Origin of the sequence: Marinobacter sp. (assembly GCF_040904845.1) — a bacterium.
GTDB lineage: Bacteria > Pseudomonadota > Gammaproteobacteria > Pseudomonadales > Oleiphilaceae > Marinobacter.
Map to the genome: position 1 here is coordinate 17,941 of NZ_JBBDSR010000077.1, position 15,075 is coordinate 33,015.

At 57.8% G+C, this 15,075-nt stretch carries 11 protein-coding genes and 1 pseudogene; 4 read left to right on the forward strand and 8 right to left on the reverse strand.

Annotated elements, in window-relative coordinates:
* Nucleotides 1-52: 52 nt before the first annotated feature.
* Together serS and cobA are read left to right on the forward strand one after the other, a co-directional pair.
* Nucleotides 53-1,327 (forward strand): serine--tRNA ligase, encoded by a 1,275-nt coding sequence (gene serS, locus WD429_RS10150; protein ID WP_368422058.1) that lies wholly within the window; start codon nt 53-55, stop codon nt 1,325-1,327.
* Nucleotides 1,324-2,175 (forward strand): annotated as a pseudogene (gene cobA, locus WD429_RS10155) (uroporphyrinogen-III C-methyltransferase); the annotation flags it as partial. The gene serS and the pseudogene cobA, both read left to right, overlap by 4 nt.
* 65 nt (nt 2,176-2,240) lie before the next feature.
* On the opposite strand, the gene WD429_RS10160 reads toward cobA, so the two are convergent.
* The gene (locus WD429_RS10160; RefSeq protein WP_368422059.1) at nt 2,241-3,314 is read right to left on the reverse strand and encodes a 3-deoxy-7-phosphoheptulonate synthase; all 1,074 of its coding nucleotides are present in this window, start codon (nt 3,312-3,314) and stop codon (nt 2,241-2,243) included.
* Between the two features lie 176 nt (nt 3,315-3,490).
* Here WD429_RS10160 and WD429_RS10165 point away from each other — a divergent pair, with 176 nt between their 5' ends.
* Both WD429_RS10165 and WD429_RS10170 read left to right on the forward strand, forming a co-directional pair.
* Nucleotides 3,491-5,314, forward strand: coding sequence for a DUF1631 family protein (locus WD429_RS10165; protein ID WP_368422060.1), 1,824 nt, complete (start codon nt 3,491-3,493; stop codon nt 5,312-5,314).
* 18 nt (nt 5,315-5,332) lie between these two features.
* Nucleotides 5,333-5,761, forward strand: a complete 429-nt coding sequence (locus WD429_RS10170) for a PilZ domain-containing protein (RefSeq protein ID WP_368422061.1) — start codon at nt 5,333-5,335, stop codon at nt 5,759-5,761.
* 47 nt (nt 5,762-5,808) lie between these two features.
* Here WD429_RS10170 and WD429_RS10175 read toward each other — a convergent pair whose 3' ends face one another.
* From WD429_RS10175 to gloB, 7 genes are all read right to left on the reverse strand, one after another.
* On the reverse strand, nt 5,809-6,594 hold the full coding sequence (locus tag WD429_RS10175; RefSeq protein WP_368422062.1) for an enoyl-ACP reductase: 786 nt from the start codon (nt 6,592-6,594) through the stop codon (nt 5,809-5,811).
* Nucleotides 6,595-6,659: 65 nt separating this feature from the next.
* Entirely contained in the window at nt 6,660-8,261 is a 1,602-nt protein-coding gene (locus tag WD429_RS10180) for an ABC transporter ATP-binding protein (protein ID WP_368422063.1), read from the reverse strand.
* Between the two features lies 1 nt (nt 8,262).
* The gene (locus WD429_RS10185) at nt 8,263-9,285 is read right to left on the reverse strand and encodes an ABC transporter permease (RefSeq protein WP_368422064.1); all 1,023 of its coding nucleotides are present in this window, start codon (nt 9,283-9,285) and stop codon (nt 8,263-8,265) included.
* Nucleotides 9,286-9,288: 3 nt separating this feature from the next.
* Entirely contained in the window at nt 9,289-10,371 is a 1,083-nt protein-coding gene (locus WD429_RS10190) for a microcin C ABC transporter permease YejB (RefSeq protein WP_368422065.1), read from the reverse strand.
* A 46-nt stretch (nt 10,372-10,417) separates the two neighbouring features.
* Complete coding sequence (locus WD429_RS10195) at nt 10,418-12,241, reverse strand: extracellular solute-binding protein (protein ID WP_368422066.1); 1,824 nt, start codon at nt 12,239-12,241, stop codon at nt 10,418-10,420.
* A gap of 80 nt (nt 12,242-12,321) precedes the next feature.
* Nucleotides 12,322-14,073 (reverse strand): LysM peptidoglycan-binding domain-containing protein, encoded by a 1,752-nt coding sequence (locus WD429_RS10200; protein ID WP_368422067.1) that lies wholly within the window; start codon nt 14,071-14,073, stop codon nt 12,322-12,324.
* Between the two features lie 155 nt (nt 14,074-14,228).
* Nucleotides 14,229-15,023 carry a hydroxyacylglutathione hydrolase gene (gloB, locus tag WD429_RS10205; protein WP_368422068.1) on the reverse strand — a complete coding sequence of 265 codons (795 nt, stop codon included), beginning with the start codon at nt 15,021-15,023 and terminating at the stop codon, nt 14,229-14,231.
* Between the last annotated feature and the right edge of the window lie 52 nt (nt 15,024-15,075).

Consider the following 15,075-nt stretch of genomic DNA (forward strand, 5'->3'; position numbering starts at 1 on the left):
ATAATGGCCAGTCATTCAACACACATCGTTAATCGGAATAGTCAGGATAACCATGCTCGATCCCAAACGTGTCCGTACCCAGACTGAAGAGATCGCCCGTCGGCTGGCTCTCAAACATTTTGTCTTCGACACCGCCACCTTCGAACAGCTGGAAGAACGCCGCCGCGCCCTTCAGGTTCGTACGGAAACGCTGCAAAGCGAGCAGAATAAACGTTCCAAATCCATCGGCAAGGCCAAGGCCGCCGGTGAGGATATCCAGCCTCTTCTGGAGGAAGTGGACAACCTGAAAGCGGAGAAATCGGAAGCGGAAGAGGAACTCCGCGGCTTGCAGGAAGAGCTGAACGCGTTTCTGGCAGGGGTTCCGAACCTGCCGGATGAAGACGTGCCCGCCGGCGACAGTGAAGAAGATAATGTCGAGGTGCGAACCTGGGGCACCGCAAAAACATTCGACTTTGAACCCAAAGATCACGTTGCCCTGGGTGATGCTCTCAAAGGCATGGATTTTGATACCGCAACCCGGCTTGCTCACTCCCGTTTTGCCGTGATGCGAGGGCCGATAGCGCGACTGCATCGGGCGCTGGCCCAGTTCATGCTCGATCTGCATACGGCGGACCACGGTTATACCGAGGCCTATGTTCCCTATCTGGTGAATGCCGAAACGCTGTACGGCACGGGTCAGCTGCCAAAATTTGAGGAAGACCTGTTCAAAGTGGGAGGCGACCACCCGCTATACCTGATTCCCACGGCCGAGGTGCCGGTCACCAATCTGGTGTCAGACACCATTCTGGACGCCAGGGAGCTTCCGCTGCAGCTGGTGTGCCACACACCCTGCTTCCGCAGTGAAGCAGGCTCCTACGGCCGGGACACCCGGGGTATGATCCGGCAGCATCAGTTCGACAAAGTTGAGCTGGTTCAGGTGGTTCGCCCGGAAGACTCGGACGCCGCTCTGGAGGCGTTGACCGGGCACGCTGAAAAAGTGCTTCAACGGCTCGAATTGCCGTACCGCGTGGTGGCCCTGTGTGGCGGGGATATGGGCTTCGCTGCCGCCCGTACCTACGACCTTGAGGTGTGGCTGCCAGGGCAGAACAAATTCCGCGAAATATCCTCCTGTTCCAACGCCCGTGATTTTCAGGCACGACGCATGCATGCACGGTGGCGTAACCCGGAAACCGGTAAGCCCGAGCCCGTTCACACTCTGAACGGGTCCGGTCTTGCCGTGGGCCGTGCCCTGATTGCCGTGATGGAGAACTACCAGCAGGCGGACGGCAGCATTGTGGTTCCGGACGCACTGAAGCCTTACATGGGAGGTTTGGAAACGATTCAATGAGCGAGCGGAAACCTGCACCAGGATCGGGCGTCAAAGCTCGGCCTGCACCGGTTCGGTACAAAGCCAATCCGGTGACCGACAACCCCAACAGTTCCAGTGGTGAGGTCGCACTGGTCGGTGCCGGCCCGGGCGATCCGGAGCTGCTGACGCTGAAGGCCTGGCGACTGATCCAGTCTGCGGAGGTTGTACTCTACGATCGGCTGGTGTCAGCGGACATTCTCGCTCTGATCCCGGACACCGCCGAAAAGATCCACGTCGGAAAACAACGGGCTTACCATACGTTGCCTCAGGAGCAGATTAACCATCGTCTGGTTGAGCTGGCGAAGCAGGGCCGTCGTGTCGTGCGGCTCAAAGGCGGAGACCCGTTTATTTTCGGGCGTGGCGGGGAAGAAATTGAAACCCTCGCCGATGCGGGCGTTCGCTTCCAGGTGGTTCCCGGCATTACTGCGGCCTCAGGCTGCGCCGCCTATGCCGGCATTCCGCTGACCCATCGCGATCATGCCCAGTCAGTCCGGTTTGTGACCGGGCACCTCAAGAACGATACCTGTGATTTACCCTGGAAGGACTTCGTGCAGAACAACCAGACACTGGTTTTCTACATGGGGTTAGTGGGCCTGCCGATTATCTGCCGCGAGTTGATGGCTCACGGCATGGACAGCGACATGCCGGTCGCGTTGATCTCCAAAGGCACCACGCCGGAGCAGGTAGTGGTGACGGGTAACCTGGCGACCATTGAACAAAGAGTTCAGGAACGGCAAGTGCAGGCCCCCACGCTCGTGATTATCGGCCAAGTGGTCCGGTTGCGGGAACGGCTGGACTGGATTGCCGCTCTACCTACCGATCAATAACCTGTTCATCAATAAAAAGGGGAGCCAAAGCTCCCCTTTTTATTGATGAACAAGGCCAGACGGCTTCAGCCCTTGCGCTTTGGTAGCACGTCTTTCAGTTTATCGCGCATCTCTCGAATGGCTTTCTCTGTGGTCGGCCAGTCAATGCACGCATCGGTGACCGACACGCCGTACTGAAGATCGGCCAGGTTCTGTGGGATAGGCTGGTTGCCCCAATGGATGTTGCTCTCCACCATCAACCCCTGAATGGACTGGTTGCCCTCAAGGATCTGGTGGGTGATGTCCTGCATAACCAAGGGCTGAATTCCCGGATCTTTGCTTGAGTTGGCGTGACTGCAATCCACCATGACCGATTTGCGAAGGCCGGCCTTGTCCAGCGCCTGCTCACAGAGTGCGACATTGACCGAGTCATAGTTCGGCTTGCCGCCACCGCCACGCAGCACCACGTGGCCATAATTGTTGCCTTTGGTGCGAATGATAGCGACCTGGCCTTGCTGGTCGATGCCCAGGAAACTGTGCGGATGAGAAACCGATTTCATGGCATTGACGGCCACATCAAGGCTGCCATCAGTACCATTCTTGAAACCGATTGCCATGGACAAACCGCTGCTCATTTCCCGGTGGGTCTGGGACTCAGTGGTCCGTGCACCAATGGCGGACCAGGAAATGGTGTCCTGAAGATACTGGGGAGAAATCGGGTCCAGCGCTTCTGTGGCGGTTGGCAGACCGAGCTCGGCGATGTCCAGAAGCAGTCGGCGGCCAATGTGTAGGCCCTGTTCGATGTCGAAGGTATCGTTCAGGTGAGGATCGTTAATCAGACCTTTCCAGCCGACGGTGGTGCGGGGCTTTTCAAAGTACACCCGCATGACGATCAGCAGGGTATCGCTGACTTCGTCGGCCAGTTTTCTGAGACGTGCAGCGTAATCCCGGGCGGCTTCGACGTCGTGAATAGAGCAGGGGCCGATAACAACAAACAGGCGATGGTCTTTGCCGTCCATGATGTCATAGATGGCCTGGCGCCCCTTTTCGACGGTTTCTGCCGCAGCGCCTGCCAGTGGCATTTCCTGCTTCAGCGCTTCGGGAGTGATCAGTGGTTCCTGATTCGCCACATTAATATTCTCAAGTTTGGTGCCCGACATGCTTTTGTTATCCCTGGTCCTTAACGATGCAGCAGCCAGAACAGGTAGCTGATACCCTGTAGGCCGTGCCAGATTGAACGAAACCCGGTGGCTTTATAATCAAGCAAAACCCGGTGAGTTGGTTATACTGCGTCATTTGATAGACCATTTCAACGCTTCTAACGTGCGGAAAACGGATGTCTGAGAACCGGCAGAACAAGCCTGCAGTACTGCCCCGCGAACAGGTGATGGAGAAGCTCGACGATGTCCTCTCCGGCATCCGTGTGCCCGACCTGCCGTACCCGGTTGGTAAACCGTCCGAAGACGCGGTCAGCGACTGGAAACCCGTGCTTGGTTCGTGCTGGACCGAGCAGCGGGATGAGCGGGTGATACAGCTTATTCAGTCGGTGTCGCTGACCTGGTCCGTGCGGCAGATCAACTCTGCGTATGTGGCCGATCGCATCATGGACGTGTTCCTGAAAACCAGCGGTCTGCACCCCGAACTGGCCCGCCGGGTGGCGCGCCTGCGTTTCTTTCTGGCCTGGCGAATGAACGAAGCCGGGGAAGACGCGTTCACCGGTGTGCTGCTCCGATGGCTGGACGGGCTGCAGGAATGGCGCGGCTGGAGTGATTCCGGCGGGCGCTCTGCCAGGGTTTTGCTGGATCAGCTCAGCTCGCTGGTGATTTCGGTGTCCGCTTGCTTCGAGAGCACCACCTGCGAGCCCCTGAATGCATTCTGCCGTGAATGGCAGGAGGATTCCGCCAAGCGTACGCAACAGGTCACACGGCTTCGTAACCGGCTTCTGGTGACCGAACAGGGCGCGGCGCGTCAGCGCTGCGCTGATCAGACGGCGCGGGCACTGGTGGGTCGCGCTTTGACGGGGCGGAAGCTGCCGCAGGCGGTGGTCACCTTCATTTTCGATCATTGGTTGCCGTTGCTGAAGCAGGTGGTCTGGGCCGGTGAGCTCGACGCGGACAATGGCCGTCACGGCAGGAAGTTGCTTGAGTGGCTGGTCTGGCTGGGCGATCCATCCCTATCAGACCGTGACCGCAATCGCCTCTACCATGTAGGGGAGCAGATCGGCGACAGAATTCTTGATGTTTGGCACCGTGTCCACGGTAAGCCATTGCCGGCCTCCATTCTGGAGGGCATTCAGTCAGTGCTCATGGCACGGCTTCGTGGTGAAACCCCGGAACTCAAATCAGCGCTTCCCGAACCCTCGAAATTTTCCTGGGACGCAAGCTGGTTGTCGCTCTCCACTCCGCCGACAGAGACATATCAGGCGCTTGAGCGGCAGTGGTTTGCGGAGGGTGAAGGAAAACAGGAACAACGGAGTTATTTCTTCGCGCTCTTGCCGGAAACGGCGGAAATACTCTGGACCAACGGCGCAGGGGTCAAGCTAGGGCTGCAGTCCTGGGACGAATTCGCACAGGCGAGAGAAGCGGGGTCGATCCGCCCGCTGCCAGCGTTAACGTCTTTCGGGAAGGTACTAACGGACACGGTCGCGGCACTCGATAAGGTATTGACCCGCCAGAAAGCCTTGCGCCAGGAAGCCGCGCTTGAGGCCAGGGCTAAGGCGAAAGCCCTTCGACGGCAGAAAACCGCGGCTGATCAGCAGCGTCAGGCCGAAGAGGCGCAGCAGCGTGCCGAACTTGAGACGCGTGAGCAGCAGGCGCGCGATCAGCGCGAGGCGGATGACAAAATGGAGCAAGAGCGCCTTGATCAGGAAGAACGCCTGGCCGTGTACAAAGTTGTGGACGGCATCAAACTGGGCGGCTGGATTGTTCTGGCCACAGCAGATGACCAAGTCGATCCGGTCAGGCTGAAACTGGCGGTCAGAATCAATGCCTCAAACAAATTGATCTTTGTCGACCGTCTGGGCCTGAACCGTCGTGAATTCCTGGGAGATCAACTGGCGGAACAGGTGCTCGCAGGGAATGTTCGTGTACTCGGCAGTGCGGCTGAATTTGACGACACGCTCAGTCGGGTGGTGGGGCGAATCAGGGTGGGCCGGAATTGATAGTAACGGGTGGAGCGCATGGGTAACGTGGATTATAACTTCGGTGACCAGCCTGGTATGGGTAACGGAGAGTCGGAAGGGGAAGACAACCGTGAGGACTATCGGCTCTCCGGCTCGGCATCGGTCAGGCTGGAGCTGGAGTCTGAAATGCCCGACGCCGACGGGAGAGCGCTGAACGAGTCCCGGACGCTGGTTTGCCACATCCGTGATTTCTCGGCCCAGGGGCTGTGCCTGATCGTGCCGGAAACGCTGACGCCCGGGGCGCTGCTGTCGGCCTGTGTATCGCTTGGTGCCGGTCAGGACGAATTTGCATTAACGGTGGAAGTGGTCTGGTGCCGCGCCGACGATAATAACCTTAGCCTGGCGGGTGTTGAAATTCAGGATTCGGACGATACGTCCTACGTCGACTGGGTGGAGGCTGCTGCCCGGGCGATGGCCGAAGATTAGGCAGTGAACCACCGGGCCTGTGATCACGCCCGGTGGTTCATGCTGTGTCAGTCTTCGAGTTCGCCCATGCCGGTGATGTTAAAGCCAGCATCCACGTACATGATCTCACCGGTAATGCCGCTGGCCAGATCCGAACAGAGGAACGCTGCGGCATTGCCGACTTCGATGGTGGTCACGTTGCGGCGCAGCGGGGCGCGCTTGGCGTTTTCCGCCAACATGCGGCGGAAGCTCTTTATGCCGGAGGCGGCCAGGGTCTTGATCGGCCCTGCGGAAATACCGTTTACCCGGATACCCTCACGGCCGAGGCTTGCAGCCATGTAGCGCACGTTGGCTTCCAGCGACGCTTTGGCCAGACCCATCACGTTGTAGTTCTGCAGGACTTTTTCCGCGCCCAGATAGCTCAGGGTCAGCAGCGAGCTGTTCTCGTGCATCATGCTGCGAGCACCTTTGGCAAGCGCAACAAAGCTGTACGAGCTGATGTCATGGGCGGTCCGGAAGCCGTCACGGCTGGTGACATCCACGAAGTTGCCGTTCAGTTCATGGGCCGGTGCGAAACCGACGGCATGGATAATGATGTCGATGTTATCCCAGTGTTTGCCCAGCTCTGTGAACACAGCGTCGATTTCTTCGTCGCTGGCTACATCACAGGGAAAGGTAAGCTGGCTACCCCAGCCTTCGGCGAACTTTTCAACCCGGGACTGAAGCTTCTCGTTCTGGTAGGTAAAGGCGAGTTCGGCACCTTCACGGGCAAAGGCCTCCGCAATGCCGTAGGCAATGGAGTGTTTGCTGGCGACGCCAACGATCAGCGCTTTTTTGCCACTGAGTAATCCCATAGATGTTCTCCCTGTATGCTCTGTGTTGATGCATTATCCCCGAACCACTTCGGCCGGTGTAACGCTCAATTGGTCGTAGGCTTCTGATAGAACAGGGCCGCACTCAATAGCTCTTGAGTGTAGCCTTGCTTGGGTGAGCGGAACAATTCCGATGCGTCACCGTATTCGACAATCCGCCCGTGCTGCAGCACCAACAGTTTATGGCTGAGGGCACGCACCACTGACAGATCGTGGCTGATGAAGATATAACTTAGCTGATAGCGTGCCTGAATATCCCGGAGAAGCGTAATGACCTGCTTCTGAACCGTGCGGTCGAGTGCTGAGGTTGGCTCGTCGAGTATGATGACCTCCGGTTGCAGCACCAGGGCCCGCGCGATCGCGATGCGCTGACGTTGCCCGCCAGAAAACTCGTGGGGATAGCGGTGTCTGGCGTCTGGGTCCAACCCAACGTCGGTTAATGCCTGGACCACCCTGCGGTCGTGGTCGGCCGCACTGCCCGGTGAATGTATCTCAAGCCCTTCCCGGACGATTTCTGCGACAGACATGCGCGGACTGAGGCTGCCAAACGGGTCCTGGAACACGATCTGAATGCGACTGCGATAGGGGCGGAAGCGCTTTTGATCGAGATGGCCAATCGGCTCGCCGTCGAGGCGAATATCACCCGTGGAGGCGGTCAGTTTCAGCAGGGCATGCCCGATGGTGGTTTTACCGCTTCCGCTTTCACCGACAATGCCCAGGGTTTCGCCACGGGCGAGGGTGAAACTGGTGTCCTGAACCGCATGGAAGTATTGCGATGACCGGCCAAACAGGCTTTTCTTAACGGTAAACCGAACGTTAAGGTTCGTGACCTCCAGCAGAGGCCCGCTGTCCGTTGGGGTGACTTCCGGTGCCTCCGGCGGTTCCGCATCCAACAGCCGGCGGGTATAAATGTGCTGTGGATTGGTAAACAGATCGTCGGTTACTGCATGTTCAACCAGTTTCCCTTTTTCCATGACAGCCACCCGGTCGGCGTAACGGTGGACAATGGACAGGTCGTGGGTGATCAGCAAGATCGCCATCCCCATCTTTTGCTGCAGGTCACGGAGTAACTCAAGCACCTGGCGCTGCACGGTGACGTCAAGTGCGGTGGTCGGCTCATCGGCAATCAGCAGGTCTGGCTCGTTGGCGAGCGCCATGGCGATCATCACACGCTGTTTCTGCCCACCGGACAGTTGATGCGGATAACTGGCCAGCCGGGTTTCGGGGGCTGCAATGCCAACCAGCTCAAGTAACTCGATGCAGCGTTTACGCGCTTGCGGGCCCCGAAGCCCCTTGTGCAGCGCAAGTGTTTCGCTGATCTGCTTTTCGACCGTATGCAACGGGTTGAGGGACGTCATCGGTTCCTGAAAGATCATGCTGATCTGCCGGCCACGAATTTGCCGCAGCCGTTTGTCGCTGGCTTTCAGCATGTCCTCGCCGTTGAACAGAATCTGGCCGCCGAGATAGTGGGCGTGGCGCTCATCCAGCAGGCGCAGAATGGATAGGGCGGAGACGGATTTGCCAGAGCCGCTTTCGCCCACCAGTGCCAGGGTCTCGCCGGGGTCAATGTGGATCGACAGGGAGTCGACCACGGGCTCATCGTGATCAAAGCAGATGGACAGATCGGAGATGTTCAGCAGGTTCGCCATATCAGCTCTTTCTCGGATCGAAGGCATCCCGCACGGCTTCACCGACGAACACCAGCAGGGTCAGCATAACCGACAGTGACACGAACGCGGAGATGCCCAGCCACGGAGCATGCAGGTTGGACTTGCCCTGGGCTATCAATTCGCCCAGTGACGGTGAACCTGACGGCAGCCCGAAACCCAGAAAATCCAGGGAGGTAAGGCCGGTAATCGCCCCGGTCAGGATAAACGGCAGAAAGGTCAGAGTGGCCACCATGGCGTTGGGCAGTATATGCCGGAACATGATCTTGCGATTACCCAAGCCGAGCGCGCGGGCCGCCCGCACATACTCAAAGTTCCTGGCGCGAAGGAATTCCGCGCGGACCACGTCCACCAGCCCCATCCAGCTGAACAGCAGCATGATGCCCAGCAGCCACCAGAAGTTGGGCTGTACGATACTGGAGAGAATAATCAACAGATAGAGTACGGGGAGCCCTGACCATACCTCAATAAAACGCTGGCCCAGCAGGTCAACCTTTCCGCCATAAAAGCCCTGAATGGCACCGACCACCACGCCGACAATGCAGCTTGCAATGGTCAGGGTCAGGCCAAACAGCACGGATATCCGGAAACCGTAGATGACCCTGGCTGCCACATCGCGACCCTGGTCGTCGGTGCCCAGCCAGTTTTCCAGAGTAGGCGGTGCGGGGGATGGTTCTTCAAGGTCGTAATTGATGGTGTCGTAGCTGAACCGGATCGGTGGCCAGACCATCCAGCCATTGGCCTTGATTTCGTCGGCAATGAAGTCATCCCGATAGTCGGCTTCCGACGGCAGAAATCCGCCGAAGGTTTCCTCTGGAACAGACTCAACGATGGGGAAATACAGATCCCCCTGGTAGGAAACCATCAGCGGCGCATCGTTGGCGATCAGCTCTGCGACCAGGGAAAGCCCGAACAGTATCAGGAAAATCCACAGCGACCAGAGGCCCCGCCGGTTGTTGCGAAAGTTCTTCAGTCGTCGCTGCTGGATGGGTGTCAGGCTTTTCATGGTTCAGGCACCCTCCCGGCTTTCGAAATCGATGCGGGGGTCCACCAGCACGTAGGTGATGTCACTGATCAGTTTCAGCACAAGGCCCATCAGGGTAAAAATGTAGAGCGTCCCGAAGATAACCGGATAGTCCCGATTCAGCGCGGCCTCGAACCCCAACAGCCCAAGGCCATCCAGGGAGAAAATCACTTCAATGAGCAAAGAGCCAGTGAAGAAGAGGGCAACCAGCACCCCGGGCAGGCTGGCGATGACAATCAGCATGGCGTTGCGGAACACGTGGCCATACAACACCTGTTTCTCTTCCAGGCCTTTTGCCTTTGCCGTGACCACGTATTGTTTGCTGATTTCGTCCAGAAACGAGTTTTTGGTGAGCAGGGTCAGGGTGGCAAACCCGCCGATGACGTTAGCCGTCACGGGTAAGGCAAGATGCCAGAAATAATCGCCGATTTTCTGGTGCCAGTTGAGTTCGTCAAAATTGGACGACGTCAGCCCCCGCAACGGAAACCAGTCGAAATAGCTGCCGCCGGCAAACAGCACGATAAGCAGGATGGCAAAGAGGAAACCCGGGATGGCGTAACCCACCACGATGGCCGAACTGCTCCAGACATCAAAGCGGGAGCCGTCGCTGACAGCCTTACGAATGCCGAGAGGAATCGAGATAAGGTAGATAATCAGAGTGGACCAGAGCCCAAGGGAAATCGATACCGGCATCTTATCAATGATGAGTTCCAGTACCGTGCGTTCACGGAAGAAGGATTCCCCAAAATTGAAGGTCGCGTAGTCACCGAGCATCTTGAGAAAACGTTCGTGAGCGGGTTTGTCGAAGCCATACATGACCTCGATTTCCTGGAGCATTTCATCGGGAATACCGCGGGAGCCACGGGAGTCGCCACCGGAGGACACTTCGCCCCCGCTGCCACCGCCGCTGGCGCGGGCCAGGGCACCACCGCCGTGGCCCTCCATCTCTGCGATAAGCTGCTCAACCGGACCACCGGGTGCTGCCTGTACGATCAGAAAGTTGAGTAGCATGATGCCGAGCAGGGTCGGGATGACCAGTGCCAACCGCCGGAGAATGTATACGCCCATTCAGACTCGCCCTTTCGCCTTTAATGCGCCGGTTACAATCATGGGGTCAGAGCTGCAACCACCAGTTGTCTACGTCTACACCATTCTTGGGTGTGGACGCAGGGCGTTTCAGATAGGCCCAATAGGCAATGCGATCGCTTGGGAGATACCACTGTGGAATCACGTAGTGGCCGTGTAGCAGAACCCGGTCGAGGGCGCGCACCCGATAAACCAGTTCTTCCCGGTCGGGTGCCTGGATCACTTTGTCGATCAGCGCATCCACCACCGGGTCGTTGACGCCCATGTAATTCCTCGAGCCATTGGCATTGATGTTTGATGAATGCCAGAACTCCCGTTGCTCGTTACCAGGGGAGTCGGATTGCGGCAGAACCTGTGTCACCACATCGTAATCGAACTGGCGAACGCGCTGGACATACTGGTTGGTATCGACCAGGCGAATGGACACGTCTATGCCCAGGCGATCCAGGTTGTTCTTTAACGGCAGAACTACCCGCTCAAAGTTTTTCTGGTGGAGCAGGACCTCGAATGACAGTCGTTCACCGCTGTCAGTGTGCACCATATTTCCGTCACGAATGGCGTAACCGGCGTCTTTGAGCAGCGCCATGGCTTTTCGGAAATTGTCCCGAAGCCCGCCTTCTCCATCGGTCCGGGGCGGTTGATAGACTTTGGTGAAGACGTCCTCGGGCAGCTCGTCCTCGAAAGCGGTGAGAATCTCGAGTTCCCGACCTTCTGGTAGGCCACTGGACGCCAGCTCACTGTTTTCAAAAAAACTTTTGGTGCGAGTGTACTGGTCGTAGAACAGATTCTTGTTGGCCCACTCGAAGTCGAAGGCGTAGCCGAGCGCTTCGCGCACCCGGCGATCCGAGAACGTCGATTTGCGGGTATTGAATACAAACGCCTGCATGCCTGCAGGCCGGTGGTGTTCTACCGACTCAGTCAGAATAAGGCTTTTATCGAAACGCTCTCCGGTGTAGGCCGTGGCCCAGTTCTTGGCGGAGGATTCGACCCGGAAATCGATGCTTCCCGCTTTGAAGGCTTCCAGCGCTACGGTGTCGTCGGAATAATAGTCGTAGCGAACCTTATCGAAATTGAACCGGCCTTTACGGGGCCCGAGGTTCTGCGCCCAGTAATCTTCAACTCGTTCAAAGGTGACCGAACGGCCGGCTTCAAAATCGCCGATCTCATACGGGCCGCTGCCCACCGGAGGCGTCAGACCACTGCGGCCGAATTCCCGATCTTCCCAGTAATCGGCCGGCATGATAGGCATCTGCCCGAGAATCAACGGAAGTTCGCGGTTGCTGGTATCACTGAAGTCAAACCGGACCCGGCGCTCACCCTCGACGGTTACTTTGCTGACGTCAGCATAGTAGTTGCGATAAAACGGATGCCCTTCAGTGGTGAGGATGTCGAAGGAAAATTTTACATCGTCCGCGGTGATCGGCTTGCCATCGTGAAAGCGGGCCTCTTTACGGAGGTTGAAGGTCACGTAGGAGCGGTCTTTCGGGGTTTCCAGTGATTCCGCGATCAGGCCGTAGGCACTGAATGGCTCGTCATCCGACGATTCCAGCAATGTGTCATACACATAACCGGTTACGCCGGAAGCCGGGACGCCGCGCACGACAAACGGGTTAAAGGAGTCGTAACCGTTAGCAACCACCGCCATGCGCAAGGTGCCACCCTTGGGCGCGTCGGGGTTGACGTAGTCGAAATGGCTGAAGCCTTCGGAGTATTTCGGGTCGCCGTGCATGGCGATGGCGTGGCGGGGTTCGGCTTCTGAACCGGCCGCCTGAACCGGAACGGAGGCGGCCGACACCAGCAAAACCAGGGAACAAAACGACGTAAGGTATGAGGCTGTCCGTGTTTTTGTCATAGATCTCGCACGTTTTGATGAATCGTCCAGGAAACAGTGATTGTTTTTAGTCCCCGGAGTTCCCGCTACTGGCGAAATAGTCAGGGGCTGTTTCTGATATCCACGTAGAGTACCAGACTTTGGCCCGGCTGAAGATAACGGGCGGAGTTCAGGTCGTTCCAGCTTGCGATGTCACTCACATTCACGGAAAAACGACTGGCAATGACGGACAGCGAATCCCCTTGGCGAACCGTGTAGCCCACTTTACGGACCATTGCTTTGCCACGATCACTACTGGACGCAGTCGTGGTCTGGCCTGACTGGGACCAGATCACGATTTTTTTGCCTGGGATCAACGGGTCACCTGGTGCCATATTGTTCCAGGCGGCCACTTCACGAACCGATACCTGATGGTTCCGCGCGATGTCCCAGAAGGTGTCTCCACGCTTTACGGTGTAGTCAACGCGATTTCCTTTGCGACTACGGGACTGCTTGCGCTCCAGGCGTTGCCCGGCACTCATGGCGTACTGATCGGAGTTTTTGCTGGCGGACGGAATCATCAGGCGCTGGCCGATCCGGATCATGTCTCCATTCAGCTTGTTCACGCGCCGAATGACCGAAGGCGTGGTCGAAAATTTCTGGGCAAGGGTGCTCAGGCTGTCCCCGGACTGGACGCTGTAATTGCGCCAGGCTACCCGATCTCCGGCGGGGATTTTCTGGAGCGCATCACTGAAAGTCTTCGCCTTTTCTTTCGGAATCAGCAACCGGTGAGGACCATTCGGCGATGTCGCCCAGCGGTTGTACGAGGGGTTCAGTAGATAGATTTCGTTGATATCTACATCGGCCAGTTCTGCGGCCTGGGCCAGATCGATCTGAGAACCGGTCTGGACCACCTCGAAATAGGGCTCATCACTCAGCGCCGGGAGCTCAATGCCATAATCCTCTGGTTTGTCGAGTATCTTTGCCAGGGCGATCAGTTTGGGTACGTACTCGGTGGTTTCGCGGGGCAGTTTCAGTGACCAGTAATCGGTCGGCTTGCCGGCGTTCCGGTTCCGTCGCATGGCAATGGAGACCGTGCCACCGCCACTGTTATACGCGGCAAGCGCCAGAGTGTAATCACCGTCAAAACGGGTGGCCAGTCGGTCCAGATAGGTGAGCGCGGCATCGGTTGCCGCTATAACGTCACGCCGCTCGTCATGCCACCAACTTTGGGTGAGCCCAAAGTATTTTCCGGTGCTGGGAATGAACTGCCACAGCCCCGCCGCCCGGCCGTGGGAATAGGCAAAGGGGTCGAACGCGCTTTCGACAATTGGCAGAAGCGCCAGCTCGGTTGGCAGGCCACGCTGTTCTATTTCGGTGATGATGTAATGCAAGTACCGGCTGCCGCGTTCGACAACACGATCAATGTACCTCGGGTGTTTGCGGTACCAGTCCAGCTGGACTTTAACCCTGGAGTCAGTCACGTCGTGATCCAGCTCAAAGCCGGCGCGGAGGCGGTGCCAGAGATCGGTTGTGCTGTCTGCGCTGTCCTCGGTCGGCGCGGCGGATGAATCGAGCCGGGTCCGGGCTTCTTCCGCGGCTGCCTGAAGTTCTGGTGAAATCGCGTCATCCAGTTTGGTGACGGCGCTTTTTTTGTCCGAATCACCGGACTCCACCGCCTTCTTCAGTTCATCGTCACCCGCTGCCACGATGGTTTGTCTGGATTCCAGTGGGCTGTCATCGTCTGACTGTTCGCTCTCATCACCGTAATAGGAAGCAGGGTTCATCCACTCCGGCGTATTGTTTTCAATGGTGGTACAGCCGCCAAGAACGGCACTGGCGAAGAGCAGAGTAGAGAGGCGTCTGACCGACATAGTAGGACTTCCGGCTGGCTTGATATGCCGGATGCGTCGCAAGTGCCGGCATATTGGGTAAGTGATAGCGATGAATTGGATCGGATTCTATGGGAAGCGTTTCGGGAGGGTCAAGAACCCTCTCGTTACGACGATGAGAGGAAATGTTAACCGAGTCAGAAGTGGTCCTTGCCGTGCCGGATGGCGGCAAACACCTGATCTGGACTTTCAGACGGCAGCCCGTTATCAGTGCCGTAGGCTTTTGCTGCGTCTATGACCTGAGGGTCATCCCAGCGCAGGAACGGGTTAAGGCGCTTCTCATCGCCAAGAACCGAGGGCACTGTGGGTTTGTCCGCATCGCGCAATGACTGGCAGTGAGCTTCCATCTTGCGGAGGCCGTCGTCGCCCGGTAACCAGCTGCGGGCGAAACGCAGGTTGGCCAGGGTGTATTCGTGAGCGCAGTACACCCGGGTGTCATCAGGCAATTGCCGAATGCTTTCCAGGGATTGGCGCATCTGTGCCGGAGACCCTTCAAAGAGCCTGCCGCAACCGCAGACAAACAGCGTGTCACCGCAGAACAGGGCGGGGTGCCCCGCTACCGGCGAGTCTGTGTAAAATGCGATATGATCAAGGGTGTGGCCAGGCACCCCGAGCACCTGGAAGGTCAGGGAGTTCCAGACCAGATCGTCGCCCGGATGGACCGGGTTGGTGATGCCACTGAAAGGCGACCCGGACGGCCCCACGATCCGGCAACCGTCGGACTCTTGCGCCAGGGTGTTGACGCCGCCGACATGATCGGGGTGGTGGTGGGTTACCAGAATGATATCCAGGGACAGGTTGTGTCGTGACAGGTGCTGCTTCACGGGCTCTGCCTGACCCGGGTCCACGATCAATGCCTTGCCGGTTCCGGTGTCAGCAATGCACCAGATGTAATTGTCATTGAACGCAGGGATCGGCGTAACGGTCAGCATAAGCCCTCGCATGTGGCCATTGATTGTGACTGCTATGATAGAGCATTAAACC

Bases quoted from the DNA above. Each gene is read 5' to 3' on its own strand.
- WD429_RS10170 (WP_368422061.1), top strand. From the start codon at position 5,333: ATGGGTAACGTGGATTATAACTTCGGTGACCAGCCTGGTATGGGTAAC.
- WD429_RS10180 (WP_368422063.1), bottom strand. From the start codon at position 8,261: ATGGCGAACCTGCTGAACATCTCCGATCTGTCCATCTGCTTTGATCAC.
- WD429_RS10195 (WP_368422066.1), bottom strand. From the start codon at position 12,241: ATGACAAAAACACGGACAGCCTCATACCTTACGTCGTTTTGTTCCCTG.
- WD429_RS10160 (WP_368422059.1), bottom strand. From the start codon at position 3,314: ATGTCGGGCACCAAACTTGAGAATATTAATGTGGCGAATCAGGAACCA.
- serS (WP_368422058.1), top strand. From the start codon at position 53: ATGCTCGATCCCAAACGTGTCCGTACCCAGACTGAAGAGATCGCCCGT.
- WD429_RS10165 (WP_368422060.1), top strand. From the start codon at position 3,491: ATGTCTGAGAACCGGCAGAACAAGCCTGCAGTACTGCCCCGCGAACAG.
- WD429_RS10190 (WP_368422065.1), bottom strand. From the start codon at position 10,371: ATGGGCGTATACATTCTCCGGCGGTTGGCACTGGTCATCCCGACCCTG.
- WD429_RS10185 (WP_368422064.1), bottom strand. From the start codon at position 9,285: ATGAAAAGCCTGACACCCATCCAGCAGCGACGACTGAAGAACTTTCGC.
- WD429_RS10200 (WP_368422067.1), bottom strand. From the start codon at position 14,073: ATGTCGGTCAGACGCCTCTCTACTCTGCTCTTCGCCAGTGCCGTTCTT.
- WD429_RS10175 (WP_368422062.1), bottom strand. From the start codon at position 6,594: ATGGGATTACTCAGTGGCAAAAAAGCGCTGATCGTTGGCGTCGCCAGC.
- gloB (WP_368422068.1), bottom strand. From the start codon at position 15,023: ATGCTGACCGTTACGCCGATCCCTGCGTTCAATGACAATTACATCTGG.